Source organism: Janibacter terrae NBRC 107853 (genome assembly GCF_001591405.1).
In the GTDB taxonomy this organism is placed as follows: Bacteria; Actinomycetota; Actinomycetes; order Actinomycetales; family Dermatophilaceae; genus Janibacter; species Janibacter terrae.
This window is the reverse complement of sequence record NZ_BCUV01000003.1, coordinates 66,023-89,505: the sequence shown is the minus strand read 5'-3', so window position 1 is coordinate 89,505 and position 23,483 is coordinate 66,023. Positions and strand designations below refer to the sequence as shown.

The window sequence follows — 23,483 nt, the reverse complement described above, 5'->3', positions numbered from 1 at the left end:
ATCCTCGGTGGGGTGACCGACGACCTCGTCTTCAAGGCCCTGGCGGACCCCGTCCGCCGGGCCCTGCTGGACGCGCTCCACGAGCAGGACGGGCGCACCCAGTCCGAGCTCGAGGAGGTCGTGCGGGAGCGCTGGGAGATGACGAGGTTCGGGGTGGCCAAGCACCTGCGGCTGCTCGAGGAAGCGGATCTCGTCGTCACCCGCAAGCAGGGGCGGAGCAAGCTGCACTTCCTCAACGCCGTCCCGATCCGGGCGATCCACGACCGCTGGATCGACAAGTACACGGCCGCGCGGGCCTCCGCGCTGCTCGACCTCAAACGTGTCTTGGAAAAGGACAGGGACCAGTCATGAGCGACATCCAGATCCACCGCATCTTCATCAACGCCACCCCGGAGCGCGTGTGGGAGGCGATCACCACCCCCGAGTTCAGCCGTCTCTACGGGTACACCGGCGACGTCTCCTACGACCTGACCCCCGGCGGCCACTACGAGCACCGGGCGAGCGAGGAGATGAGGTCCATGGGCATGCCCGAGGTCGTCGTCACCGGCGAGGTCCTCGAGGCCGACCCGCCGCGTCGCCTCGTGCAGACCTGGGCACCGACCTGGATCCAGGACGAGGAGCCGGGCACCGTCACGTGGGACATCGAGGCCACCGCCGACGGCGCCACCCGCCTCACCCTGACCCACGACCTCACCGGTCGACCGCAGACGGCGAGCCAGGTCGCCGGCAACCCCGACCCGTCGGGCGCCGGCGGTGGCGGCTGGCCGTGGGTCCTCTCCGGCATCAAGTCGGTGCTCGAGACCGGCCGGCCGATGGAGGAGCAGGTCTGGCAGCGGCAGGCCGAGGCCCTCTGACCCGGGCGGACGAAGGGGGAGGTCGCCCGCGCGGGCGACCTCCCCCCTTCGTCCGCATTGCCCTAGGTGTTGCGGGGCATGAGGTTGGTGACACGAGGAGGGGCGTAACAGGGCGGGCAGGTCCCCGTGGCGACAGGATGAGGGTGTCAAAGCCGTTCATCACGAGCCAGCCAAAGGAACCTGCCCTGTGTCCCACGCTAATGCCCCGATGACCCCTGGTGGTCGCCTACGTCTGATCGAGCGAGTGCTGGGTCAGGCCAATGATGAGGCCGGCCCGCGGCCGATCGCGCACGTCGCAGCCGAGGCCGCGATCTCACGCCAGTGCCTGTCCAAATGGGTAGCCCGCTACCGCGAGCACGGCGAGGAAGGGCTGCACGACCGCTCCAGCCGGCCACAACGCTCCCCGAGCGCGACTGCCGAACCGGTGGTCGAGCGGATCATCGAGCTGCGGCGCCGTAAGTGGTCCGCGCGGCGCATCCATCTGGCGCTGGCCGATGAGGGCACGAATGTGGCGGTGTGCACCATCGCCCGGATCCTGCGCCGCGAGGGCTTGAACCGGCTGCGGGACCTGGACGTCGACGGGCAGCCCCTGCGCCAGCAGCCCGCCGGCAAGATCATCGCGCGCTACCCCGGGCACATGATCCACCTGGACGTGAAGAAGGTCGGACGCATCCCGCCCGGGGGCGGGTGGCGCGTCCACGGCCGCGGCTCGGACGCTGACCGGGCCCGCGGCCTGCGAGGACACCACCGCGGCGCCAAGGTGGGCTACACCTACCTGCACTCGGCCGTGGACGGCTTCACCCGGATGGTCTACACCGAGGCCCACGACGACGAGAGCGCCGCGACCGCGATCGCGTTCCTGGCCCGCGCCCGGGTCTTCTTCGCCGCGCACGGCATCACCCGCATCACCCGCATCGTCACCGACAACGGGTCCTGTTACCGCGCCAAGAACTTCACCCGCTCGGTGCTCTCCTTCGCCTCGAAACACAAGCGGATCAAGCCCTACACGCCCAAGCACAACGGCAAGGTCGAGCGCTACCAGCAGACCATGGCCCGCGAGGTCCTCTACGCCGACGCCTACCCCTCCGAAGAAGCCCGCCGACGACAGCTACAGATCTGGGTGACCCACTACAACTACCATCGCCCACACAGCGCCATCGGGGACCAACCCCCAGCCAGCCGCGCCAAGACCCGTGTCACCAAGGTCATGCCCAGTTACACCTAGGGCAATGCGCAGGTCGGCGACCGCTCGTCTGCATTGCCCCAGGGGAATGCAGGGGTCAGAGCAGCGCGACGACGACCGGCACGAGGATGCTCGTCAGCAGCGCGGTCAGGCCCATGGCCAACCCGGCGAAGGCACCCTCGACGATGCTGTCGTGCAGAGAGCGCGAGGTGCCGACGCCGTGCGAGACCGCACCCATCGCCAGGCCGCGGACCCGCCGGTCCTGCACGCCCATCCGGTCGAGCGCCCACGGACCGAGGACGGCACCGAGCATCCCGGCGAACATCGTGAAGACCGCGACGAGCGCCGGCACACCACCGATGCTGTCGGCGATCGCGATGGCCACGGGTGTGGTCGCCGCCTTGGGGGCGATGGTGTTGGCCAGCGCCTCCCCGCCCCCCAGGGCGCGCACGGTGAGCACCGCAGAGCCGATGGAGACCAGCGCGCCGGCGGGCAGGGCGACCGCGAGCGGCACGGCCATCTCGCGCAGGTGGTGGGCCTGCCGGTGCAGCGGCACCGCGAGGGCCACGGTGGCGGGACCGAGGACGAGGTGCACCAGCGACCCCCCGGTCATGTACGTGTCGTAGTCGATGCCCAGCAGCGCGAGCAGGGCGATGACGAGCCCGGCCGCGACGAGCACGGGCTGGGCGAGCGGGTGCCCGTGCGTGCGGGCACGCAGCCACAGACCCGCCCGGTAGGCCAGCAGGGTGACGAAGACCCACGTGACCGGCGAGTCACGCAGGAAGTCCAGGGCGTCACCCATGGACGTCCTCCCCGCGACGACGCGTGAGCCACGAGGCGAGCAGCGCCACGGTGACCAGGCCGGCGGCCCACGAGACCACGAGACCGCCGCCGATCGGCAGCCACTGCCGGGCGATCTCGGAGGCGTGGACCATGATCCCGACCGTCACCGGGACGAAGAAGAGCTGGAGGTGGCGCAGCAGCCCGTCGGCGAAGCGCAGGGTGCCCGAGGTCTCCCCCGGCCGGCGCAGGGAGAGGACCCCGAAGAGGAGCACCATCCCCACGACCGGGCCGGGGATCGAGATGCCGAGCGCGCGGACGAGGACCTCGCCCACCAGCTGGCACCCGAGCACCCAGAGGATGCCGTTGATCATCGGGGCCTCACAGGCGGGTGACCTTGACCCGCACCCTCTCGTTGCCCGAGAGCTCGGTCTCGACGACGCCATCGCCCAGCGGCAGCGCCTCGAGGTTCGGCGCCGAGCCGAACTGGCCCGCCAGGGTCTCGTCGACGATGAGCCCCTGGTGGGCGACCGTCGCCTCCCACACCGGCTGCGAGCCGGTGATCGTCAGGCTGATCCGGTCCGAGACCTCCAGACCGGCCTGCTTGCGGGCGTCCTGCACGGCCCGGACGACGTCGCGGGCCAGGCCCTCGGCAGCGAGCTCGTCGGTGACCTCGGTGTCGAGGACGATGAACCCGCCAACGGACCCGGGGAGCATGGCGGTGGCGCGCTGGCTCCCTTCGTCATCGGCGGCGACGGTCTCGAGCGTGTACTCGCCCTCGACGAGCTCGATCCCGCCGGCGGTGACGGTGCCGTCCTCGGCGACCGACCAGTCCCCGGTCTTGGAACCCTTGATCGCGACCTGCACCTGCTTGCCCAGGCGCGGTCCGGCGGCGCGGGCGTTGACCGCGAGTCGCTGGCTCACGCCGAACTCCTGCGCGGCCGGGTCGGTGATGTCGAGCAGGCTCACCTGGCGCACGTTGACCTCGTCGGCGACGATCGCGCCGAAGGCCGTGAGCCGCGCGGCCTCGGGCACGACGACCGTGAGGTCGCGCAGCGGCAGCCGGTTGCGCAGCTTGTTGGCCTTGCGCAGGCCGCTCGCCGAGCTGCAGACCGCGCGCGCGGTGTCCATCGCGACGACGAGCTCGTGGTCGGCCGGCAGGTCCTGCGCCTGTGGCCAGTCGGCGAGGTGCACCGAGCGCTCCCCGGTCAGACCGCGCCAGATCTCCTCGGTCGTGAGCGGGAGAAGGGGGGCGGCGACACGGCAGAGCACCTCGAGCGCCGTGTAGAGCGTGTCGCAGGCGGCCTCGGCGTCCGTCCGGTCTGCACCGGTCGCCCAGAACCGCTCGCGGCTGCGCCGGATGTACCAGTTGGTCAGCACGTCGGTGAAGGTCCGCGTGCTGTCGCAGGCACCCGCGATGTCGTAGACGTCCATCCGGGCGGTCGCGTCCTCGACGAACTCGCGCAGCTTGGCCAGCAGGTAGCGGTCGAGCGGGTCCGACGACGCCGTCGACCACTTCGCCTCGTAGCCGGACCCGTCGGCCCCGCCCAGCGCGTTGGCGTAGAGCGTGAAGAACGAGTAGCTGTTCCACAGCGGGATGAGCACCTGGCGCACACCCTCGCGGATGCCCTGCTCGGTGACGACGAGGTTGCCGCCGCGCAGGATCGGGCTGCTCATGAGGAACCAGCGCATCGCGTCGGCGCCGTCGCGGTCGAAGACCTCGGAGACGTCCGGGTAGTTGCGCAGGGACTTGCTCATCTTGTGCCCGTCGTTGCCCAGGACGATGCCGTGGCTGATGACGGAGGAGAAGGCCGGCCGGTCGAAGAGCGCGGTGGCCAGGATGTGCAGCGTGTAGAACCAGCCGCGGGTCTGGCCGATGTACTCCACGATGAAGTCGCCCGGGAAGTGGTGCTCGAACCACTCCGCGTTCTCGAAGGGGTAGTGCACCTGCGCGTAGCTCATCGACCCGGAGTCGAACCACACGTCGAGGACGTCCTCGACGCGGCGCATCGTGCTCCGGCCGGTCGGGTCGTCCGGGTTGGGGCGGGTCAGCTCGTCGACGAAGGGGCGGTGCAGGTCCGGCACGTCCGGGTTCTCCGGGTCCCTCGGCAGCCGCCCGAAGTCGCGCTCGATCTCCTCGAAGGAGCCGTAGACGTCGATGCGCGGGTACGCGGGGTCGTCGGACTTCCACACCGGCACCGGGCTGCCCCAGAAGCGGTTGCGGGTGATCGACCAGTCGCGCGCGTTCTCCAGCCACTTGCCGAACTGCCCGTGCTTGACGTGCCCGGGCACCCAGGTGATCTGCTCGTTGTTGGCGAGCATCCGGTCCTTGATCGCCGTGACCTCGACGAACCAGGACTCGACGCCCTTGTAGATCAACGGCTGGCGGCAACGCCAGCAGTGCGGGTAGGAGTGCTCGTAGGACTCCCGACGCAGCAGGATCGTGCCGGGCGTGACCGCGTCGGTGGGCTCGCCGCGGGTGGTCGCCTTGAGCGCGTCGATGATCGGGCCGTTGGCGTCGAAGACGAGCAGGCCGGCGTAGTGGCTCACGGGCGCGGTGAAGGTGCCGTCCTTGGCGACGGGCATGACCGCCTCGATGCCCTCGCGGTCGGTCACCTCCTTGTCGACCTCACCGAAGGCGCCGGCGGTGTGGACCAGGCCGGAACCGTCGGTCGTCGTCACCGCGTCGTCCGCAGCGACGACGCGGAAGGCGTTGGCGTGCCCGGAGTAGTACGAGAACGGCGGCTCGTAGGTGCGGCCGAGCAGCTGGCCGCCGGTGTACCGACCGAGCACGACCGGCTCCTCGCCGAGCTCACGGGCGTAGTGGCCCAGGCGCGCCTCGGCGAGGAGGTACTTGGCGACCTCCCCCTCGACGCCGGGGACCGGCGCCTCGACGACGACGTAGTCGATCTCGGTGCCCACCATGACGGCGAGGTGGCTCGGCAGGGTCCACGGCGTCGTCGTCCACACGAGCAGGTGGGCACCGTCGAGCACCGGGTCCTCGCCGGTCGTGTGCATCCGCAGACCTACGGTGACGGCCGGGTCCTGGCGCTGCTGGTAGACGTCGTCGTCCATGCGCAGCTCGTGGTTGGACAGCGGCGTCTCGTCCTGCCAGCAGTACGGCAGCACGCGGAAGCCCTCGTAGACCAGGCCCTTGTCGTACATCGACTTGAAGGCCCAGATGACCGACTCCATGAAGCCGGGGTTGAAGGTCTTGTAGTCGTTGTCGAAGTCGACCCAGCGCGCCTGCCGGGTCACGTAGTCGCGCCACTCCCCGGTGTACTTCAGGACCGACTCGCGGCAGGCGGCGTTGAACTTCTCGATGCCGAGCTCGCGGATCTCGTCGGTCGTCTTCAGCCCGAGCTGCCGCATCGCCTCGAGCTCGGCGGGCAGGCCGTGCGTGTCCCAGCCGAAGCGGCGCTCGACGCGCTTGCCGCGCATGGTCTGGTAGCGCGGGACGACGTCCTTGACGTAGCCGGTGAGCAGGTGCCCGTAGTGCGGCAGGCCGTTGGCGAAGGGGGGTCCGTCGTAGAAGACGAACTCGTTGGCCCCGTCCTCGCCCGGGTCGCGCGCGTCGATCGAGGCCTGGAAGGTCTGGTCCTCGTCCCAGTAGCTCAGGACGTGCTTCTCGATCTCGGGGAAGCTCGGGGAGGCGGCGACGGTGGTCGCGTCGGTGGTGGAGACCTTGGGGTAGGTCATCGCGGCGGCTCCGGGGTGCTCGGGGTGGTCGTCTCGGCTGTGCCACGAGGACGACGGCCTGGGTCTGATGCGACTGCGGCCACCGCGGTACCACCCCGCTTGTCCACCCCCTTCGCACGCGTCGGGAGCAGACCGCTCTTGGTCCTTCGGTCGTGACGTGACCACCCGTCCGGGTCTAGTGAGGAGCGCGGCCCGCGTGGGTCGTGGTCCCGTTCTTCCGGAAGGCTCGCCGGTGATGACGGCTCAGGCGCCTGCAGGGACCAGTGTAAGGGCTTGCGGCGCGCGGGTAGACTCACCCCAGCGTCCCTCGGGGGAAGCCGGTGCGAGTCCGGCGCTGTCCCGCAACCGTGAGCCTCGTGGCGAGCCGGAGCACCTGAGACGACGTGTGGCTCCGCCATCACCCGCCGTGGACAGCGGGTCGAGCCCGACGCATCGCGCCCGGGTCAACGGCATACCGTCCCAAGCCCGAAAGGCACGCTCCCATGCGTCTCCTGCGCACCCTCGCCACCACGGCCTCCGTCGGCGCCCTCGGCCTCGCCCTCGCCCCCACCGCGAGCGCGGCCGCACCCGCGGACTCCGTCGCCTACCTCGCCGACCGTCTGGCGGACGGCGGTGACCGGCTGACCGTCGAGTCCGGCGGGCAGACCTTCGACGACCTCGGCCTGACGATCGACGGGGTGCTCGGCATGAGCGCCGCGGGCTCCGGCGGGGACGCCTCCGCCGCCGCGACCGACTACGTCGTCGCCAACGCAGGCACGTACTACGGGTACGGCGACGAGGTCTACTCGGCCGCGACCGCCAAGCTGCTCACGTTCGCCAGCGCCCGTGGGCTCGACCCGCGGTCCCTCGGTGGCGTCGACCTCGTGGCCCAGCTGCAGTCCCTCGAGGACGCCGACGGCCGCTTCTCCGACCAGTCCCAGTGGGGCGACTACTCCAACACGCTCGGCCAGGCCTTCGGGGTCATCGGCCTGACGCGCGCGGGCGCCACCCCCTCCACGGCCTCGGTCGAGACCCTCCTGTCGCAGCAGTGCGACGACGGCGGCTTCAGCCTCGAGTTCGCCGACGGCTGCGTCTCCGACCCCGACGCCACCTCCCTCACCGTCCAGGCCCTCGACGTCGTCGGGGGGCAGGAGGCCGTCGTGCAGGAGGCCGCGGACTACCTCGAGTCCCGGCAGGGCTCCGACGGCGGTGTCGGCGGCGGCGCCACGACCGAGGGCGCCAACTCCAACAGCACCGGCCTCGCGGCCGTCGCCTTCCGGCTCGCCGGTCGTGACGACGCCCGGGCGAGCGCGCTCGGGTACGTCGACGCGCTGACCTTCGACTGCGCCACCCCGGCCCTCGCCGGCGGCATCGCGTACAACCGCGCCGACTTCGACGCCGCCGTGGCGAAGGGGGCCTCCGCCGCCCCCGACGGGACCATCACCCGCTCGACCGCCCAGGCCCTGCTCGGCCTGACCGACCAGTCGTACGCGACCGTGACCTCGGCCGGGCAGGCCGCCGCCACCCCGGACACCGGCTGCGACACCCCCGCTCCCGGTGGCGACGACACCGACGGTTCCGGTGACGACGGCACCGACGGCACTGGCACCGACGGCACCGGCACCGACGGCACTGGCACCGACGGCACTGGCACCGACGGCACCGGCGGCAGCGACGGCACCGGTACGGGCACCGACACCGGCGCCGCCCCGCAGCAGCCGGAGATCCCCGCGGTCGTCCAGACCGACGGCGTGACCGCCCCCTCGGCCGGCTGGCCGGCGTGGGCCCTCGGCCTCGGCGCTGCGGCCACGGCCGCCGGCGCGACCCTCGTGACCCGTCGTCGGGTCGGAGAGCGGGTGCGCTGATGCGGCGGCTGCTCGCCGCCCTCGGCACCTCCTTGGTCGTCGGCGGGGCCGGCCTCACGCTGGCCGCCCCCGCCCAGGCGGCGCCCTGCTCGGGCGGCAGCGGGGTGACCGTCGTCGTGGACTACGGGTCCTCGACCGACGTGCGGTGCGCCTCGGGTGACCCCGCCTCTGCGGGTGCGGCGCTGACCGCCGCGGGCTTCAGCGTGCAGCAGGTCCAGACCCAGCCGGGGGCCGTGTGCCAGATCAACGGCGTGCCCAGCACCTCGTGCGTGCGCATGCCTCCCGCGAGCCAGTACTGGGCCTTCTTCCACGCGCCGGCGGGGGGCTCCTGGCAGTACTCGCAGAGGGGGATCTACGAGTACGACCCGGCGCCGGGTACCTCGGTCGGCTTCCGCCTGGGCTCCAGCCAGTCGCCGAGCGTCGCGCCACCCGCGCCCGCACCCGCGGCCCCGACGACCACCTCGCAGCCGACCGCTCGTGCGACGGCCGACGCGCCCCGCACGACGGCCGCGCCCCGACCCACGTCCGGGGGCGGTGGCGGGGGCTCGTCGACCGCCACGGACCCGACGAGCACCAGCACCCCGGACCCGGGCGGCACGGCGGCACCGACCCCGGGCCGGACGACCAGCAGCACCGCCCTCTCGACCTCGTCGACCACCACCCGTGACAGCGGTTCGTCGGCGACGTCCTCCTCACGGGCGTCGAAGCCCTCGCGGACGTCGAAGGGCACGACGTCGTCGACCACGTCGACGTCCTCGACCCAGCCCCCGACGTCCGCCTCGTCCACGACCTCCTCGGACGCGACGGTGGCGGCCGGCGCGGACACCTCTGGCGGCGGGGGCGGCGCCCTGCTGCCGACCGTCATCGGTGGCGGCCTGCTCCTCGCCCTCGGCGGGGGCGCCGCTGCGGTGGCCGCACGACGACGCGCGGGCTGACCCCCTTCGTGACCCCACCGATCGCACGCGCCCTCCACCCGGGAGCCTGGTGGCTCTGGGCCATCGGGCTGGCCGTGGCGGTCTCGCAGACGACCAACCCGCTCGTGCTGCTGCTCGCCGCGGCCGCCGTGACCCTCGTCGTCGTCGCGCGCCGCACCGACTCGCCGTGGGGCCGCGCCTTCCGGCTCTACGCGGTCCTCGGCGGGTTCATCATCGGGCTGCGGCTCGTGCTGCACGTGCTCGTCGGGCTCAAGTACGGCGAGTTCGTCGTCCTGCCGCTGCCGACGATCGGCCTGCCGGGCTGGGCCGCGGGGATCGACCTGCTCGGTGACGTGCGGCTCGAGGGCCTGCTCGGGGCGCTCTTCGAGGGGCTGCGGCTCGCGGTGATGATCCTGTGCATCGGCGCCGCCAACGCGCTCGCCGACCCCAAGCGGCTGCTCGCCGCGCTCCCCGGCGCCCTGCAGGAGATCGGGACGGCGATCGTCGTCGCGATCAGCGTGGCGCCCCAGCTGGCCGAGTCCGCGCGACGGGTCCACCGGGCCCGGCTGCTGCGCGGCGACGCCGCACGGGGGCTGCGCGCCTTCCGGCGGGTCGCGATGCCGGTCCTCGAGGACACGCTCGAGCGCTCCCTCTCGCTCGCCGCGTCGATGGACTCGCGCGGCTACGGGCGCCGCGGCGCGGTCTCCCCCGCCCGCCACCGCACGACCGGTCTGCTCACGCTCGGCGGCCTGCTGTGCACGGCCGTCGGCAGCTACGGGGTCCTCGACGCGACGAGCCCCGAGTGGGTCGGGACCCCGATGCTGCTCGTCGGCGTCGCGCTCGGCGCCCTCGGCCTGCGCAGCGGGTCGCTCGCCGTCTCCCGCACGACCTACCGCCCCTCCCCCTGGCGGACCCCCGAGACGCTCACTGCGGCCTGCGGCGTGCTGGCCGCGGTCGCCGCGCTGGCCAGCGTCCGCTGGGAACCGGCCGCGCTCACCATGCCGCTCGCCCCCCTCGGGCCGCCGCAGCTGCCCTGGCTCCTCACCCTCGGCCTGCTCGTCGCGACGCTGCCCGCCGCGCTCACCCCGCCCCCGCCCGTGCACCGCACCCGCGCCGCCCGCGCGACCGGCACGGCCACGACCACGACCGGGAGGAGCCACGCATGAGCTGGTCACCCGAGCCCGCCGTCGTCCTCGACGGCGTGACGATCACCTACGACGGCGCCGACGCCCCCGCGCTGCGCGACGTCGACCTGACGATCGACGAGGGCGAGCTGGCGCTCGTCGTCGGCCGCACCGGCTCCGGCAAGTCGACCCTGCTCGGCGCGATCAACGGGCTCGTGCCGCACTTCACCGGTGGCCACCTCGAGGGCCGGGTCCTCGTCGCCGGGCGCGACACGGCCACGCACCGTCCCCGCGACCTCGCCGACATCGTGGGCGTCGTCGGGCAGGACCCGCTCGCCGGGTTCGTCACCGAGACCGTCGAGGCCGAGCTCGCCTACGGCATGGAGCAGCTCGGCCTGGCCCCGGAGACGATGCGGCGCCGGGTCGAGGAGGCCCTCGACGTCATGGACATCGCTGACCTGCGCGATGCCCCGCTGCGCGACCTCTCCGGCGGACAGCAGCAGCGGGTCGCGATCGGTGCCGTCCTCACCCTCCACCCGCGCGTCATCGTCCTCGACGAGCCGACCTCGGCGCTCGACCCCACCGCGGCGGAGGACGTGCTCGCCGCGATCTCCCGCCTCGTGCACGACCTGTCGACGACGGTCGTCGTCGCGGAGCACCGCATCGAGCGCGTCATCCACCACGCCGACTCGGTCGTGCACGTCGTCGACGGCCGCGTCGAGCACGGCGACCCGGCACGGATCATGGTCGGCTCGACCGTCGCTCCTCCCGTCGTCGAGCTGGGGCGCTGGGCCGGGTGGACCCCACTGCCCCTGTCCGTGCGTGACGCCCGACGCGCGGCGGGCCCCCTTCGTCGCGAGCTGGGCGGGTGGCCGGCCCCCGCGCCCGCCCCCAGCCTCCCGGCCGGCATCACGGCGAAGGGGGTGACCGTGCGCCACGGCGCCCTGGTCGCCGTCGACGCGGTCGACCTGACGCTGCCCGCTGGGGCGATCACGGCCCTCATGGGGCGCAACGGTGCCGGCAAGTCCTCGCTGATGTGGGCCCTGCAGGGGTCGGGCTCGCGCGCCGCCGGCACAGTGGCGGTCGACGGGGAGGACCCGGAGACGCTCGCCCCCGCGGCCCGGCGCGGCGTCGTCGGCCTCGTCCCGCAGACGCCCGGCGACCTGCTCTACCTCGAGACCGTCGGCGGGGAGTGCGAGCGCGCCGACCTCGACGCGGACGCCCCCGTGGGGACCTGCGCCGCCCTGCTCGAGACCATCGCGCCGGGCATCCCGCCGCAGCGGCACCCGCGCGACCTGTCCGAGGGGCAGCGCCTGGCCCTCGTCCTCGCGGTGCAGCTGACCGCCGACCCCACCGTCGTCCTGCTCGACGAGCCGACGCGCGGTCTCGACTACACGGCCAAGGCCGCCCTGACGCGCGCGCTGCGCGCCGTCGCGGACCGGGGCCGCACGGTCCTGCTGTCGACGCACGACGTGGAGTTCGTCGCCGAGACCGCCGACCGGGTCGTCGTCATGGCCGACGGCGAGGTCATCGCGCAGGGCCCCACCGCCGAGGTGGTCGTCTCCTCCCCCGCCTTCGCCCCGCAGGTGGCCAAGGTGCTCGCGCCGGCCCCGCTCCTCACGGTCGCGCAGGTGCGCGCCGCGGCGGGTCGACCGTGAGCTCGACCGCGGTCGTGCTGCGACCACGCGCCGTCGCGGCGATCGGGTTGACGAGCGTCGTCGGGCTCTTCGCCTTCCTCTGGCCGCTCGTCATCACGCCCGAGAGCGGGTTGTCGCACGGCGGGGACGCCCCGCTCGTCTTCGCCGCGGTCCTGATCGGGGTGCTCGCGGTCGTCCTCGCCGAGGTCGGCGACGGCGGTCTCGACACCAAGGCGATCGCGATGCTCGGCGTGCTCTCGGCGGTGGGGGCCGCCCTTCGTCCGCTCGGGGGCGGGACCGCGGGGCTCGAGACGGTCTTCTTCCTGCTCATCCTCTCCGGCCGGGTCTTCGGCCCCGGCTTCGGCTTCGTCCTCGGCTCGACGACGCTCGCGGCGAGCGCGCTCATCACCGCCGGGGTGGGTCCGTGGCTGCCCTTCCAGATGCTCGCCGCCTCGTGGGTCGGGATGGGCGCCGGCCTGCTGCCCCGGGCGAAGGGCGCCGCCGAGATCGTGCTGCTCTGCGCGTACGGCGTGGTCACCGGGCTTCTCTACGGGGCGGCGCTCAACTTCTCCTTCTGGCCCTTCACCGTCCAGGGTGAGGCGGCGCTGGCCTTCGTCGCGGGCGACCCGGTCGCGGACAACCTGCGGCGCTTCCTCGCCTTCACCCTCGCGACCTCGTTGGCCTGGGACCTCGGGCGGGCGGGCACCAATGTCGTGCTCATCGCCCTCACCGGCAGACCGGTCCTCGGTGCCCTGCGCCGGGCCGCGCGGCGGGCATCCTTCTCCCGGCCTTGAGGCGGTGGCGGAAATACCCCCACGAGGTATACGGTTGGTCTCATCAGATACCCCCTCGGGGTAGTTCGACCGAGCCAGGAGAGACGACGATGAGCGCCACCGAGTACACCGTGACCGGGATGACCTGCGGCCACTGCGAGATGTCCGTCCGCGAAGAGGTCGGCGAGATCCCCGGCGTCCAGGGCATCGAGGTCAGCCACGAGAGCGGCCGCCTGCTCGTCACCGCCGACGACTCCGTCGACGACGCCGCGGTCCTCGCCGCGGTCGAGGAGGCCGGCTACACGGCGGTGCGGGCCTGATGGAGGCGGGCGTCCGCCTCGCCGCCTACGGCGCGGGCCTGGTGGTGGCCTTCAGCGCGTCCTACGGGATCGCCGGCGCCGCCGTGCCCGACGAGGTCGTCGCCCGCTGGTCCGAGCTCGAGCCGAGCCACGTCGACACCCACGCCGACGCCCCGCCCCACGAGGCAGCCGACGCAGCGGACCACGCGCCGACCGGCGTCTCGCTGGAGGCCGACGGCTACCGCCTCTCCCCCGTGAGCGCGCCTCGCCGCACCGGCTCCGCCGGCACGCTGTCCTTCCGCGTGCTCGACGCGCACGGCGAGCCCCTGACGCAGTACACGCGGGCGCACGAGCAGGACCTCCACCTCGTCGTCGTGCGCAGCGACGGCTCCGGCTACCGCCACGAGCACCCCCGACTCGACCGGGAGAGCGGCACGTGGTCCGTGCCGTGGACCTGGGACGAGGCCGGCACCCACCGCGTCTACGCCGACTTCACCCCCGGTGGCACGCCGGCGAAGGGGGTCACCCTGAGTCGGACCGTCGACGTCACCGGCGCGTACACGCCCGTCGTGCAACGCCCTTCGCGCACCGACGAGGTCGACGGGTACACCGTGACCATCGACGGCAGGCTCGAGGCCGGCACGGCCACCGACCTCACCGTCTCGATCGAGCGGGACGGACGCCCCGTCACCGACGTGCAGCCCTACCTCGGCGCCTTCGGCCACCTCGTCGCGCTGCGCGAGGGCGACCTCGCCTACCTCCACGTCCACGCCCGGGACAAGGAGCCGGGTGCCGGCGCGACCGCCGGCCCCGGCATCGACTTCACCGCTGAGACCCCGACCGCCGGGCGCTACCTGCTGTACCTCGACTTCCGGGTCGACGACGAGGTCCGCACGGCCACCTTCGTGATCGATGCCGCAGAGGAGACCCGATGAGCACCGAAGCCCCCACCGCGACCGGCCCCGACCACGAGCTCCTGATCGGCGGGATGACCTGCGCCTCGTGCGCCAACCGCATCGAGCGCAAGCTCAACAAGCTCGACGGGGTCTCCGCGACCGTCAACTACGCCACGGAGAAGGCGCGGGTCAGCGCACCCGAGGGGTACGACCCCGCGCTCCTCGTCGCCGAGGTGGAGAAGGCCGGCTACACCGCCGCCCTGCCGGCACCGGAGGTCCCCTCGAGCGAGGACACCGGCGCCGACGACGACCCCGAGCTGACCTCCCTTCGTCATCGTCTGGTCGGGACCGCGGTCCTGTCCGCGCCGGTCATCGCGATGGCGATGGTCCCGGCACTGCAGGTCGAGCACTGGCAGTGGGCCTCGCTCGCCCTGGCCGCCCCGGTCGTCGTCTGGGGGGCCTGGCCCTTCCACCGGGCCGCCTGGGCCAACCTGCGCCACGGCGCCGCCACGATGGACACGCTCATCTCGATGGGCACGCTCGCGGCCTTCCTCTGGTCGCTCTACGCGCTCTTCCTCGGGACCGCCGGCGAGCCGGGCATGACGCACCCGTTCGAGCTGACCGTGGAGCGCTCCGACGGCGCCGGCAACATCTACCTCGAGGTCGCGGCAGGGGTCACCCTCTTCATCCTCGCCGGTAGGTACTTCGAGAAGCGCTCGAAGCGCCGGGCAGGCGCCGCGCTGCGCGCCCTGCTCGAGCTCGGTGCCAAGGAGGTCGCCGTGCTGCGCGGCGGCACCGAGGTGATGGTCCCGGTCGACGAGCTGCGCGTCGGCGACGACTTCGTCGTGCGCCCCGGGGAGAAGATCGCCACCGACGGCGTCGTCACGAGCGGGACCTCCGCGGTCGACGCGTCGATGCTCACCGGTGAGTCCGTGCCCGTCGAGGTCACCGAGGGCGATGCCGTGACCGGCGCGACCGTCAACGCCGGCGGCCGGATCATCGTGCGCGCGACCCGCGTCGGGTCGGACACGCAGCTGGCCCAGATGGCCCGGCTCGTCGAGGACGCGCAGACCGGCAAGGCCGAGGTGCAGCGCCTCGCCGACCGGATCTCCGGGGTCTTCGTGCCGGTCGTCATCGCGATCGCCGTCGTGACCCTCGGCGCCTGGCTGGGTGCCGGCCTCCCCGCCAGCGCCGCCTTCACCGCGGCCGTCGCCGTCCTCGTCGTCGCCTGCCCGTGCGCGCTCGGCCTGGCCACCCCGACGGCCCTGCTCGTCGGCACCGGCCGCGGCGCGCAGATGGGCGTGCTCATCAAGGGCCCGGAGGTCCTGGAGTCCACGCGCCGGGTCGACACGATCGTCCTCGACAAGACGGGCACCGTGACCACCGGTCGGATGGCCCTCGTCGACGTCGTCACCGCGCCGGGCGTCGAGCGCGCCGAGCTGCTGCGCCTGGCCGGCGCCCTCGAGCACGCCTCCGAGCACCCCATCGCGCGGGCGATCGCCGCGGGGGCGAGCGAGGAGGTCGGTCCGCTGCCGGCGCCCGAGGACTTCACCAACCTCGAGGGCACGGGTGTCCAGGGCGTCGTCGACGGGCGCGCGGTCGTCGTGGGCCGCGCGAGCCTGCTCGCCGATCGGTCGCAGCCGTTGACGCAGGCGCTCGCGGCGACCAAGGCGGAGCAGGAGGGTGCGGGCCGCACCGTCGTCGCCGTCGGCTGGGACGGGGCCGCCCGCGGCCTGCTCGTGGTCGCCGACACGGTCCGGGCCACGAGCACGGAAGCGGTCACCGCCCTGCGCGGGCTCGGCCTGACGCCGGTGCTGCTCACCGGCGACAACGAGGCGGTCGCCCGGCGCATCGCCGCGGAGGTGGGCATCGACGAGGTCATCGCCGAGGTCCTCCCGAGCGGCAAGGTCGACGTCGTCACCCGCCTGCAGGGCGAAGGGAGGACCGTCGCGATGGTCGGTGACGGCGTCAACGACGCGCCGGCGCTCGCGCAGGCCGACCTCGGCCTGGCGATGGGCACGGGCACCGATGTCGCCATCGAGGCCTCCGACATCACGCTCGTGCGCGGGGACCTGCTCGGGGCGGTCGACGCCATCCGCCTCTCGCGCAGGACGCTCGACACGATCAAGGGCAACCTCTTCTGGGCGTTCGCCTACAACGTCGCCGCGGTGCCGGTCGCCGCCCTCGGCCTGCTCAACCCGATGCTCGCCGGGGCGGCGATGGCCTTCTCCAGCGTCTTCGTCGTCGGCAACAGCCTGCGGCTGAGGGGGTTCCGCAGCATCGCCCGGTCCTGAGGGCCTCGGGGGGTTCTGCGAGGATGGCGAGCATGCCGACCGACGTGGAGCGACAGGAAGCGTGGCTGAGCCGCGAGGAGCTGGACAACGTGCGCGGGCGCGTGCCGATCCTCTACGTGGCCGCCGTCCCCGTGCGGGTCTCCGACAACGGTGACGTCACCCGCGTCGGGCTGCTCCTGCGAGCCTCCGAGACGGGCACGATGGAGCGCGAGCTGGTCGCCGGTCGGGTCAACTACCACGAGCGGGTGCGCGACGCCCTGGTCCGCCACCTCGAGAAGGACCTCGGCCCGATGGCGCTCCCCTCGGTCCCCGCCTCGCCCGTGCCGTTCACCGTCGCCGAGTTCTTCCCGACGCCGGGCGTCACCCCCTTCCACGACCCGCGGCAGCACGCCGTGGCGCTGTGCTTCATCGTCCCGGTCCGCGGTGACTGCGCCCCCCAGCACGACTCGCTCGACCTCGCCTGGCTCACGCCGCAGGAGGCCGGGGAGACCGGTCAGCTCGCCGAGATGGCCGGCGGCCACGGCGCGCTGCTGCGCCAGGCGCTCGTCCATGTGGGCCACTCCGCCTTCTGAGGCTGCATTCCCCTAGGGCAATGCACGCGGAGGGGGGTCCTCCAGGCCCTCCTCGAGCGTGGTCAGGGCATCGGTCAGGGCCGCGCGCTGCTGCGCGCTGAGCGCGCCCATCTGCCCGGCGACGCTGCGCCGACGGGCCTCGTGGACGGCGGCCCGGGTGCGGCTGCCCCGGTCCGTCACGACGACGACGCTCGCCCGACGGTCCGCCGGGTCGGGGCGTCGCTCGACCAGTCCCTTCGCCTCGAGGGCGTCGACGACGTCGGTCACCGAGCGTGGGGCGATGCGCAGGGCATCGGCCAGGTCGCGCAGGCGCGGCGCCTCGTCGCGGTCCGCGGCCACCCGCAGGGCGCGCAGCTCGTGCGGCGACAGGTCGTGCGCGGACAGATCGACCAGCCACGCGCGGCGCAGGCGGCGGGCGACACGCAGCAGCTGCTCGCCGAGGTCGTCGCCGTCCGGGGCGGGGGTGCGTGGGCTCATGCCCCAAGGGTAGCGATCTTGACCGCTCACCTCATAGTGAGGTAACCTCAGCATCACGAACTGACTGTGACGAAAGGGGCCCGCATGGACACCCCCGTGAGCTCCCCCAAGACCGGCCGCGGACCGCACCGCGTCGACCCGCGAGACCGCGCCCAGCTCGCCGAGAGCCCGGTGAGCGCCCGCCGGGTCATCTCCTGCTTCCGCCCCTACCGCTGGCAGGTCGCCGCGGTCGTGGGCCTCATCGTCGCGAGCTCGCTGATCTCGATGGCCTCCCCCTTCCTCCTGCGCGTGGTCATCGACGACGCGCTCCCCCGCCAGGACGTCCGGCTCCTCCTCCTCACCGTGGGCGGCATGCTCCTCGTGACGATCGCGACCGCCCTCATCGGCGTGCAGCAGACCTGGATCTCCACGCGCGTGGGCCAGGCGGTCATGCACCGGTTGCGCACCGACGTCTTCACCCACCTGCAGCGACAGGCGATGAGCTTCTTCACCCGCACCCGCTCCGGCGAGATCCAGTCCCGCATCACGCAGGACGTCGCCGGCATGCAGTCGATCGTCACGAGCACCGCGGTCTCGATCGCCTCCAACCTCACGACGGCGGTCGCGACCGCCGTCGCGATGGTCGCCCTGAGCTGGCGGCTCTCGCTCTTCTCCCTCCTCGTGCTGCCCCCGGCCATCTGGACCACGCGCAAGGTGGCCTTCGCACGAAGGGAGATCACCGCCCGGCGCCAGCGGCGGCTCGCCGACCTGCAGGCGCAGGTCACCGAGGAGCTGTCGGTGAGCGGTGCGCTGCTGTCGAAGACCCTGGGCGCCTCCGAGCGCGGCGCCCGGCTCTTCGCCGAGACCTCGACCGACCTCGTCGGCCTCGAGGTGCGCTCCGAGCTCGCCGGCCGTTGGCGGATGGCGACGATGTCGATCGTCTTCGCCGCGATCCCCGCGCTGATCTACCTGGCCGCGGGACTGCCCGCCACGAGCGGCGGCATGACGATCGGCACGATCATCGCCTTCACGACGCTGCAGGCAGGCATCTTCCGCCCGATCATGGGGCTGCTCAACGTCGGCGCCTCGTGGATCGCCTCGATGGCCCTCTTCAGCCGGGTCTTCGGCTATCTCGACCTCGATCCGGAGGTGGCCGCGCCCAGCGACCCGGTGGACATCGACCCCCTTCGCCTCCGCGGGGACCTGCGGATCGAGGGCGTCTCGTACGCCTACCCCGGTGGCCACGGGCGCGCCCTCGACGACGTGTCCGCCACCGTCCCGGCCGGTGCCCACCTGGCCCTCGTCGGCGCGACCGGCAGCGGCAAGTCGACGCTCGCGTCGCTGCTCGTGCGGCTCGCCGACCCGGACACCGGGCGGATCACGGTCGACGGGTACGACCTGCGCGACATCGACCCGCAGACGCTGACGCACGTCGTCGGCATCGTCACCCAGGAGACCTACCTGGCCCACGACACCATCCGGGCCAACCTCCTGCTCGCCGACCCCGACGCCACCGAGGCGCAGCTGTGGCAGGCCCTCGCGACCGCCCAGGCCGCGGACCTCGTCGCCGGCCTGCCCGACGGCCTCGACACCGTGGTGGGGGCGCGCGGCCACCGGTTCTCCGGTGGTGAGAAGCAGCGCATCGCCATCGCCCGCACGCTCCTGCGCGACCCGGCGGTCCTCGTCCTGGACGAGGCGACGAGCGCCCTCGACAACGACACCGAGCGCGAGCTGCAGGTGGCCCTGGACGCCCTGGCCCGTGGCCGCACGACGATCACCATCGCCCACCGCCTGAGCACCATCGCGTCCGCGGACGAGATCCTCGTGCTCTCCGGTGGTCGGGTGCTCGAGCGCGGCGGGCACGGGGAGCTGCTGCGCCGCGGCGGCGCCTACGCCCGGCTCGCCGGCAGCGACCTGGCCCTCACCGCCTGAGGGTCAGTCCTTGGTGAACTGGTCCTTGACGCGCGTCATGTCGCGGTGGTCCTTGGCGTACGCGTCCTCGTACGAGGGGGCGGTGCCGCCGAGGCGAGCGGGCAGGAAGCGCAGGTCCTCCCCCGTGAGCGGCGGGTAGGCGGCGATCGTCTCGTCGAGCAGCTGCTTCATGACCTCGCGCAGCCGCTCGGTGGCCTCGGTGACGTCCTCGTCCGGACCGACGTGGATCGGCTCGCCGATGGTGATGTGGATCGGGAACCCCGTGCGGCCCAGGCGCTTGGGCACGTCCTTGGTCCAGATGCGGTGCGCCCCCCAGACGATGGTCGGCAGGATCGGCGTGCCGGACAGCTGGGCCATCCGCGCCGTGCCGTTCTTGAGCTCCTTGATCTCGAAGGAGCGCGACATCGTCGCCTCGGGGTAGACGCCGACGACCTCCCCGTCCTTGAGCTTCTGCACGGCCTCCTTGAAGGCCGCGCCGCCCGCGTGGCGGTCGACGGGGATGTGCTTGAGCCCACGCATGAACCACCCGGCCACCTTGTGCTGCCAGATGGACTTCTTGGCCATGAAGCGCACCCACCGGCGGCTCTTGCGGGCGCCGAGACCGGCGAGGACGAAGTCGATGTAGCCGGTGTGGTTGATCGCCATGACCGCGCCCCCCTCCCTCGGGACATTGCGCTCCCCCTTGATGGTGAAGCGGTAGCCGTTCACGAGGAAGATGATCCGGGCGACGATGATGATCGCGCGGTAGAGAGGCTCAGGGCGGCGCATGCCTGCAGCCTACGGTCTCGTAGGTTGCCGCGGTGGACCTTGGCCGATTGGTCCGGTCACACCCGGCAATGGGAAGATCTGGCCCATGACCGAGCTCTCCGCTGCCCCCGACGCCGCCCGCATCCCGGACCGTCCCTCGCTGGACGGCCTCGAGGACACCTGGGGCGCCGTATGGCGCGAGCAGGGCACCTACGCGTTCGACCCCGAGGGGCCCCGCGACCAGGTCTTCTCCATCGACACGCCGCCGCCCACGGCGAGCGGCAGCCTCCACATGGGGCACGTCTTCAGCTACACGCACACCGACTGCATGGCGCGCTACAAGCGCATGCAGGGCTTCAACGTCTTCTACCCGATCGGCTGGGACGACAACGGCCTGCCGACCGAGAAGCGGGTCCAGAACTACTACGGCGTGCGCGGCGACTCCTCGCTGCCCTACGACCCGGACTTCACGCCCCCCTTCGAGGGCACGACGAAGACGATCAAGGCGGCCGACCAGGTCCCGGTCAGCCGGCAGAACTTCATCGAGCTGTGCGACGAGCTGACGGTCAAGGACGAGGAGGCCTTCGAGTCCCTCTTCCGGCGCCTGGGCTTCAGCCTCGACTGGGAGATCCAGTACCGCACGATCGACGACCGCTCCCGCGCGACCGCGCAGACCGCCTTCCTGCGCAACCTCGCTCGCGGTGAGGCGTACACGGCCGAGGCGCCGGGCCTGTGGGACGTCACCTTCCAGACCGCTGTCGCGCAGGCCGAGCTCGAGGCGCGCGACTACCCGGGCGCCTACCACCGCGTCGCCTTCCACGGCGCCGACGGGCCGGTCCACATCGAGACCACCCGTCCCGAGCTGCTCCCCGCCTGCGTCGCCCTCATCGCGCACCCCGACGACGAGCGCTACCAGGGCCTCTTCGGCTCGAGCGTGACCTCCCCGATCTTCGGCGTGGAGGTGCCCGTCGTGGCCCACCCGGCCGCCGAGATGGACAAGGGCGCGGGCATCGCGATGTGCTGCACCTTCGGTGACCTCACCGACGTCATCTGGTGGCGCGAGCTGCAGCTGCCGACCCGCTCGATCATCACCCGCGCCGGTCGCGTCCTCGGCGAGACCCCGGAGTGGGTTGCCGCTGCCGGGAGCGCGAAGGGGGCGGAGGTCTTCTCGCAGATGTCCGGCAAGACCGTGCACTCCGCCCGCGAGGTCGTCGTCGAGGCGCTGCGCGCCTCCGGTGACCTCGAGGGCGAGCCGCAGAAGACCCAGCGCAAGGCCAACTTCTACGAGCGCGGCGAGAAGCCGCTCGAGATCGTCACCTCGCGCCAGTGGTACATCCGCAACGGTGGCCGCGACGCCGAGCTGAACCTGGCGCTGCAGGCCCGCGGCGACGAGATCGACTTCCACCCCGAGTTCATGAGGTCGCGCTACAAGAACTGGGTCGCCGGCCTCAACGGCGACTGGCTCATCTCGCGCCAGCGCTTCTTCGGCATCCCGATCCCCGTCTGGTACGCCCTGGACGTCGACGGCCAGCCGCGGTACGACAGCCCGATCGTGCCCACCGAGGACCAGCTGCCGATCGACCCGATGGCCCAGGTCCCCACCGGGTACACCGAGGACCAGCGCGACCAGCCGGGCGGGTTCACCGGCGACCCGGACGTCATGGACACCTGGGCCACGTCGTCGCTCTCGCCGCAGATCGCCGGCGACTGGCTCGCCTCCGAGCGGGGCGAGTCCGACCTCTTCGACAAGGTCTTCCCCATGGACGTGCGCCCGCAGGCCCACGACATCATCCGGACCTGGCTCTTCGCGACCGTCGTGCGCGCCCACCTCGAGCACGGCACCGCGCCGTGGAAGAACGCCGCGATCTCCGGGTGGATCCTCGACCCCGACCGCAAGAAGATGAGCAAGTCCAAGGGCAATGTCGTCACGCCCGAGGACGTCGTCGTCGAGCACAGCGCCGACGCGGTCCGATACTGGGCGGCCTCCGGCCGTCTGGGCACCGACGCGGCGTACGACACCGGCCAGATGAAGATCGGCCGTCGCCTCGCGATCAAGCTGCTCAACGCGAGCAAGTTCGCGCTCGGGTTCGGCGAGGCCGACGGTGACCTCGCCGCGGCCGTCACCCACCCGCTCGACCAGTCGATGCTCGCCGGGCTGCGGCAGGTGGTCACCGAGGCGACCGCGGGCTTCGAGGCCTGGGACTACACCCGCAGCCTGTCGGTGACCGAGACCTTCTTCTGGACCTTCTGCGACGACTACATCGAGCTCGTCAAGGACCGCGCCCACGGCGGTGAGGGCCAGGACCGGGCCGGTACCGCCTCGGCGCGTGCCGCCCTGCGCCTCGCGCTCGACGCGCTGCTGCGTCTCCTCGCCCCGGTCCTGCCCTACGCCACGGAAGAGGTCTGGTCGTGGTGGAAGGAGGGCTCCGTGCACCGCGCCACCTGGCCGACCGTCGACGAGCTGCCCCCGGGCGGCGACGCCGCCGTCCTCGGCGCCGTCGGCGAGGCCCTGAGCCAGGTCCGCAAGGCGAAGTCCGACGCCAAGGTCGGCATGCGCAGCGAGATCACCGCGGCGACGCTCGTCGCCCCGGCCGCCAGGGCCGAGCTCGTGCGGGCGGGCGAGAGCGACCTGCGCAGCGCCGGTCGCCTCACGGGGGCCTTCGACTACGCCGAGGGCGAGGAGGTCAGCCTCCGCGACGTCGAGCTCATCCCCTTCGTCAAGCCGCCGAAGGTCTGACGCCGAGGTCCCTCACCCCGTGGCTTCCGTCGGGGCTGCGGGACCCAGGGCCGGGATCCGCCACGCGGCGGTGACCGGCTCACGCACCGGCAGGCGCCGGTGGCCGGTCGGCTGGACGAGCACCCAGGGCACCTTCCAGCCACCGAGCGAGAGTCGCTTGGCGACGAAGGCCTCCTCGTCGAGGACCGACACCCGGCCGCTCGCCGGGTCGTACACCTCGACGTACCTGTTGCGGTCCCCCGGCAGGACGAGCGTCACGTGGCGTGGGGTGAGCCGGTTGCCGACGTAGAGCGCGGCCGGCTCGCCGTCGACCACGAGGTCGACCAGACGCCGGTACCGGGCGCGCAGCCCCTCCTCGTTGTGGCCGCGCACGGGCACCATCGTGTAGCGGGTCCCCGCGCGCGAGGCACCGTGCTCGAGCTCGTGCCGCAGGCCCCACGGCGGCGTCCCGAGCGCCTTGGGCCAGGGCAGCAGCAGGCCACCGGCCGGCGCCCGCCACCCGTTGGTCCGGGCCTGGACCGTCCGCTCCCAGGCGGCGAACCGCTCGGTCTGGTCCCCCCCTTCGGCGCCGGGGACCGGATGACCGTCACCGGCCATGATCCAGCGGGCGAAGGGGGCGTCGACGAGCATCCGCGCCACCGTCGCGCACGCCGCGCCGCACGTCGTCGGACTCTGCTGGCGGGGCCCGGAGGCACCCTGCACGAGGTGGAAGGGGGGACTCACCCCACCCATCCTGTCAGGT

20 protein-coding genes and 1 riboswitch are annotated in these 23,483 nt (G+C 72.8%); of the genes, 14 read left to right on the top strand and 6 right to left on the bottom strand.

Going from position 1 to position 23,483, the window contains the following annotated elements; genetic code table 11:
• Positions 1-12 precede the first annotated feature (12 nt).
• From JT1_RS02880 to JT1_RS02870, 3 genes are all read left to right on the top strand, one after another.
• Positions 13-351, top strand: coding sequence for an ArsR/SmtB family transcription factor (locus tag JT1_RS02880; RefSeq protein WP_068322765.1), 339 nt, complete (start codon positions 13-15; stop codon positions 349-351).
• Entirely contained in the window at positions 348-854 is a 507-nt protein-coding gene (locus JT1_RS02875) for an SRPBCC domain-containing protein (RefSeq protein WP_068322761.1), read from the top strand. Before JT1_RS02880 ends, JT1_RS02875 begins: the two co-directional genes overlap by 4 nt.
• Positions 855-1,041: 187 nt before the next feature.
• Entirely contained in the window at positions 1,042-2,079 is a 1,038-nt protein-coding gene (locus tag JT1_RS02870; RefSeq protein ID WP_068321680.1) for an IS481 family transposase, read from the top strand.
• Positions 2,080-2,134: 55 nt separating this feature from the next.
• On the opposite strand, the gene JT1_RS02865 is transcribed toward JT1_RS02870, so the two are convergent.
• The 3 genes from JT1_RS02865 to ileS are packed head-to-tail and all read right to left on the bottom strand — an operon-like array spanning position 2,135 to position 6,516.
• Positions 2,135-2,839, bottom strand: a complete 705-nt coding sequence (locus tag JT1_RS02865) for an LrgB family protein (RefSeq protein WP_068322758.1) — start codon at positions 2,837-2,839, stop codon at positions 2,135-2,137.
• Entirely contained in the window at positions 2,832-3,191 is a 360-nt protein-coding gene (locus JT1_RS02860) for a CidA/LrgA family protein (protein WP_068322755.1), read from the bottom strand. The genes JT1_RS02865 and JT1_RS02860 overlap by 8 nt, the downstream gene beginning before the upstream one ends.
• A 7-nt stretch (positions 3,192-3,198) precedes the next feature.
• Entirely contained in the window at positions 3,199-6,516 is a 3,318-nt protein-coding gene (gene ileS, locus JT1_RS02855; RefSeq protein WP_068322751.1) for an isoleucine--tRNA ligase, read from the bottom strand.
• 311 nt (positions 6,517-6,827) lie between these two features.
• Positions 6,828-6,890: riboswitch (cobalamin riboswitch) on the top strand.
• 108 nt (positions 6,891-6,998) lie between these two features.
• Between ileS and JT1_RS02850 the strand changes: the two genes are divergently transcribed.
• The 9 genes from JT1_RS02850 to JT1_RS02810 all read left to right on the top strand — a co-directional run bounded on the left by JT1_RS02850 (position 6,999) and on the right by JT1_RS02810 (position 16,869).
• A complete protein-coding gene (locus JT1_RS02850; RefSeq protein ID WP_068322748.1) occupies positions 6,999-8,360 on the top strand; it encodes a prenyltransferase/squalene oxidase repeat-containing protein in 1,362 nt (453 codons plus the stop codon).
• Positions 8,360-9,295, top strand: a complete 936-nt coding sequence (locus tag JT1_RS18200) for a hypothetical protein (RefSeq protein ID WP_169701820.1) — start codon at positions 8,360-8,362, stop codon at positions 9,293-9,295. The genes JT1_RS02850 and JT1_RS18200 overlap by 1 nt, the downstream gene beginning before the upstream one ends.
• A gap of 8 nt (positions 9,296-9,303) precedes the next feature.
• Entirely contained in the window at positions 9,304-10,440 is a 1,137-nt protein-coding gene (locus JT1_RS02840; protein ID WP_068322742.1) for a CbiQ family ECF transporter T component, read from the top strand.
• Positions 10,437-12,056 (top strand): ABC transporter ATP-binding protein, encoded by a 1,620-nt coding sequence (locus JT1_RS02835; RefSeq protein ID WP_068322739.1) that lies wholly within the window; start codon positions 10,437-10,439, stop codon positions 12,054-12,056. Before JT1_RS02840 ends, JT1_RS02835 begins: the two co-directional genes overlap by 4 nt.
• Positions 12,053-12,829 (top strand): ECF transporter S component, encoded by a 777-nt coding sequence (locus JT1_RS02830; protein ID WP_068322736.1) that lies wholly within the window; start codon positions 12,053-12,055, stop codon positions 12,827-12,829. The genes JT1_RS02835 and JT1_RS02830 overlap by 4 nt, the downstream gene beginning before the upstream one ends.
• An 89-nt stretch (positions 12,830-12,918) precedes the next feature.
• Positions 12,919-13,128 carry a heavy-metal-associated domain-containing protein gene (locus tag JT1_RS02825; RefSeq protein ID WP_068322734.1) on the top strand — a complete coding sequence of 70 codons (210 nt, stop codon included), beginning with the start codon at positions 12,919-12,921 and terminating at the stop codon, positions 13,126-13,128.
• On the top strand, positions 13,128-14,042 hold the full coding sequence (locus JT1_RS02820) for a DUF8832 domain-containing protein (RefSeq protein ID WP_068322731.1): 915 nt from the start codon (positions 13,128-13,130) through the stop codon (positions 14,040-14,042). Before JT1_RS02825 ends, JT1_RS02820 begins: the two co-directional genes overlap by 1 nt.
• Entirely contained in the window at positions 14,039-16,297 is a 2,259-nt protein-coding gene (locus JT1_RS02815) for a heavy metal translocating P-type ATPase (protein ID WP_068322727.1), read from the top strand. The genes JT1_RS02820 and JT1_RS02815 overlap by 4 nt, the downstream gene beginning before the upstream one ends.
• 32 nt (positions 16,298-16,329) lie before the next feature.
• Positions 16,330-16,869, top strand: a complete 540-nt coding sequence (locus tag JT1_RS02810) for an NUDIX hydrolase family protein (protein ID WP_068322725.1) — start codon at positions 16,330-16,332, stop codon at positions 16,867-16,869.
• Between the two features lie 12 nt (positions 16,870-16,881).
• Here the strand turns inward: JT1_RS02810 and JT1_RS02805 are convergent, their stop codons facing one another.
• Positions 16,882-17,346, bottom strand: a complete 465-nt coding sequence (locus JT1_RS02805; protein ID WP_082807430.1) for a MarR family winged helix-turn-helix transcriptional regulator — start codon at positions 17,344-17,346, stop codon at positions 16,882-16,884.
• An 84-nt stretch (positions 17,347-17,430) separates the two neighbouring features.
• Here JT1_RS02805 and JT1_RS02800 point away from each other — a divergent pair, with 84 nt between their 5' ends.
• Positions 17,431-19,257, top strand: a complete 1,827-nt coding sequence (locus JT1_RS02800) for an ABC transporter ATP-binding protein (protein WP_068322722.1) — start codon at positions 17,431-17,433, stop codon at positions 19,255-19,257.
• 3 nt (positions 19,258-19,260) lie between these two features.
• Here JT1_RS02800 and JT1_RS02795 read toward each other — a convergent pair whose 3' ends face one another.
• On the bottom strand, positions 19,261-20,025 hold the full coding sequence (locus JT1_RS02795) for a lysophospholipid acyltransferase family protein (RefSeq protein WP_068322719.1): 765 nt from the start codon (positions 20,023-20,025) through the stop codon (positions 19,261-19,263).
• Between the two features lie 85 nt (positions 20,026-20,110).
• Here JT1_RS02795 and valS point away from each other — a divergent pair, with 85 nt between their 5' ends.
• On the top strand, positions 20,111-22,741 hold the full coding sequence (valS, locus tag JT1_RS02790) for a valine--tRNA ligase (protein WP_068322716.1): 2,631 nt from the start codon (positions 20,111-20,113) through the stop codon (positions 22,739-22,741).
• A 12-nt stretch (positions 22,742-22,753) separates the two neighbouring features.
• Here the strand turns inward: valS and JT1_RS02785 are convergent, their stop codons facing one another.
• A complete protein-coding gene (locus JT1_RS02785) occupies positions 22,754-23,473 on the bottom strand; it encodes a cysteine peptidase family C39 domain-containing protein (protein WP_068322713.1) in 720 nt (239 codons plus the stop codon).
• Positions 23,474-23,483 lie beyond the last annotated feature (10 nt).

Excerpts from the sequence above, each read along its gene's own strand:
- JT1_RS02875 (WP_068322761.1), top strand. The coding sequence starts at position 348 with ATGAGCGACATCCAGATCCACCGCATCTTCATCAACGCCACCCCGGAG.
- JT1_RS02865 (WP_068322758.1), bottom strand. The coding sequence starts at position 2,839 with ATGGGTGACGCCCTGGACTTCCTGCGTGACTCGCCGGTCACGTGGGTC.
- JT1_RS02860 (WP_068322755.1), bottom strand. The coding sequence starts at position 3,191 with ATGATCAACGGCATCCTCTGGGTGCTCGGGTGCCAGCTGGTGGGCGAG.
- ileS (WP_068322751.1), bottom strand. The coding sequence starts at position 6,516 with ATGACCTACCCCAAGGTCTCCACCACCGACGCGACCACCGTCGCCGCC.
- JT1_RS02850 (WP_068322748.1), top strand. The coding sequence starts at position 6,999 with ATGCGTCTCCTGCGCACCCTCGCCACCACGGCCTCCGTCGGCGCCCTC.
- JT1_RS18200 (WP_169701820.1), top strand. The coding sequence starts at position 8,360 with ATGCGGCGGCTGCTCGCCGCCCTCGGCACCTCCTTGGTCGTCGGCGGG.
- JT1_RS02835 (WP_068322739.1), top strand. The coding sequence starts at position 10,437 with ATGAGCTGGTCACCCGAGCCCGCCGTCGTCCTCGACGGCGTGACGATC.
- JT1_RS02825 (WP_068322734.1), top strand. The coding sequence starts at position 12,919 with ATGAGCGCCACCGAGTACACCGTGACCGGGATGACCTGCGGCCACTGC.
- JT1_RS02820 (WP_068322731.1), top strand. The coding sequence starts at position 13,128 with ATGGAGGCGGGCGTCCGCCTCGCCGCCTACGGCGCGGGCCTGGTGGTG.
- JT1_RS02815 (WP_068322727.1), top strand. The coding sequence starts at position 14,039 with ATGAGCACCGAAGCCCCCACCGCGACCGGCCCCGACCACGAGCTCCTG.
- JT1_RS02810 (WP_068322725.1), top strand. The coding sequence starts at position 16,330 with ATGCCGACCGACGTGGAGCGACAGGAAGCGTGGCTGAGCCGCGAGGAG.
- JT1_RS02805 (WP_082807430.1), bottom strand. The coding sequence starts at position 17,346 with ATGAGCCCACGCACCCCCGCCCCGGACGGCGACGACCTCGGCGAGCAG.
- JT1_RS02800 (WP_068322722.1), top strand. The coding sequence starts at position 17,431 with ATGGACACCCCCGTGAGCTCCCCCAAGACCGGCCGCGGACCGCACCGC.
- JT1_RS02795 (WP_068322719.1), bottom strand. The coding sequence starts at position 20,025 with ATGCGCCGCCCTGAGCCTCTCTACCGCGCGATCATCATCGTCGCCCGG.
- valS (WP_068322716.1), top strand. The coding sequence starts at position 20,111 with ATGACCGAGCTCTCCGCTGCCCCCGACGCCGCCCGCATCCCGGACCGT.
- JT1_RS02785 (WP_068322713.1), bottom strand. The coding sequence starts at position 23,473 with ATGGGTGGGGTGAGTCCCCCCTTCCACCTCGTGCAGGGTGCCTCCGGG.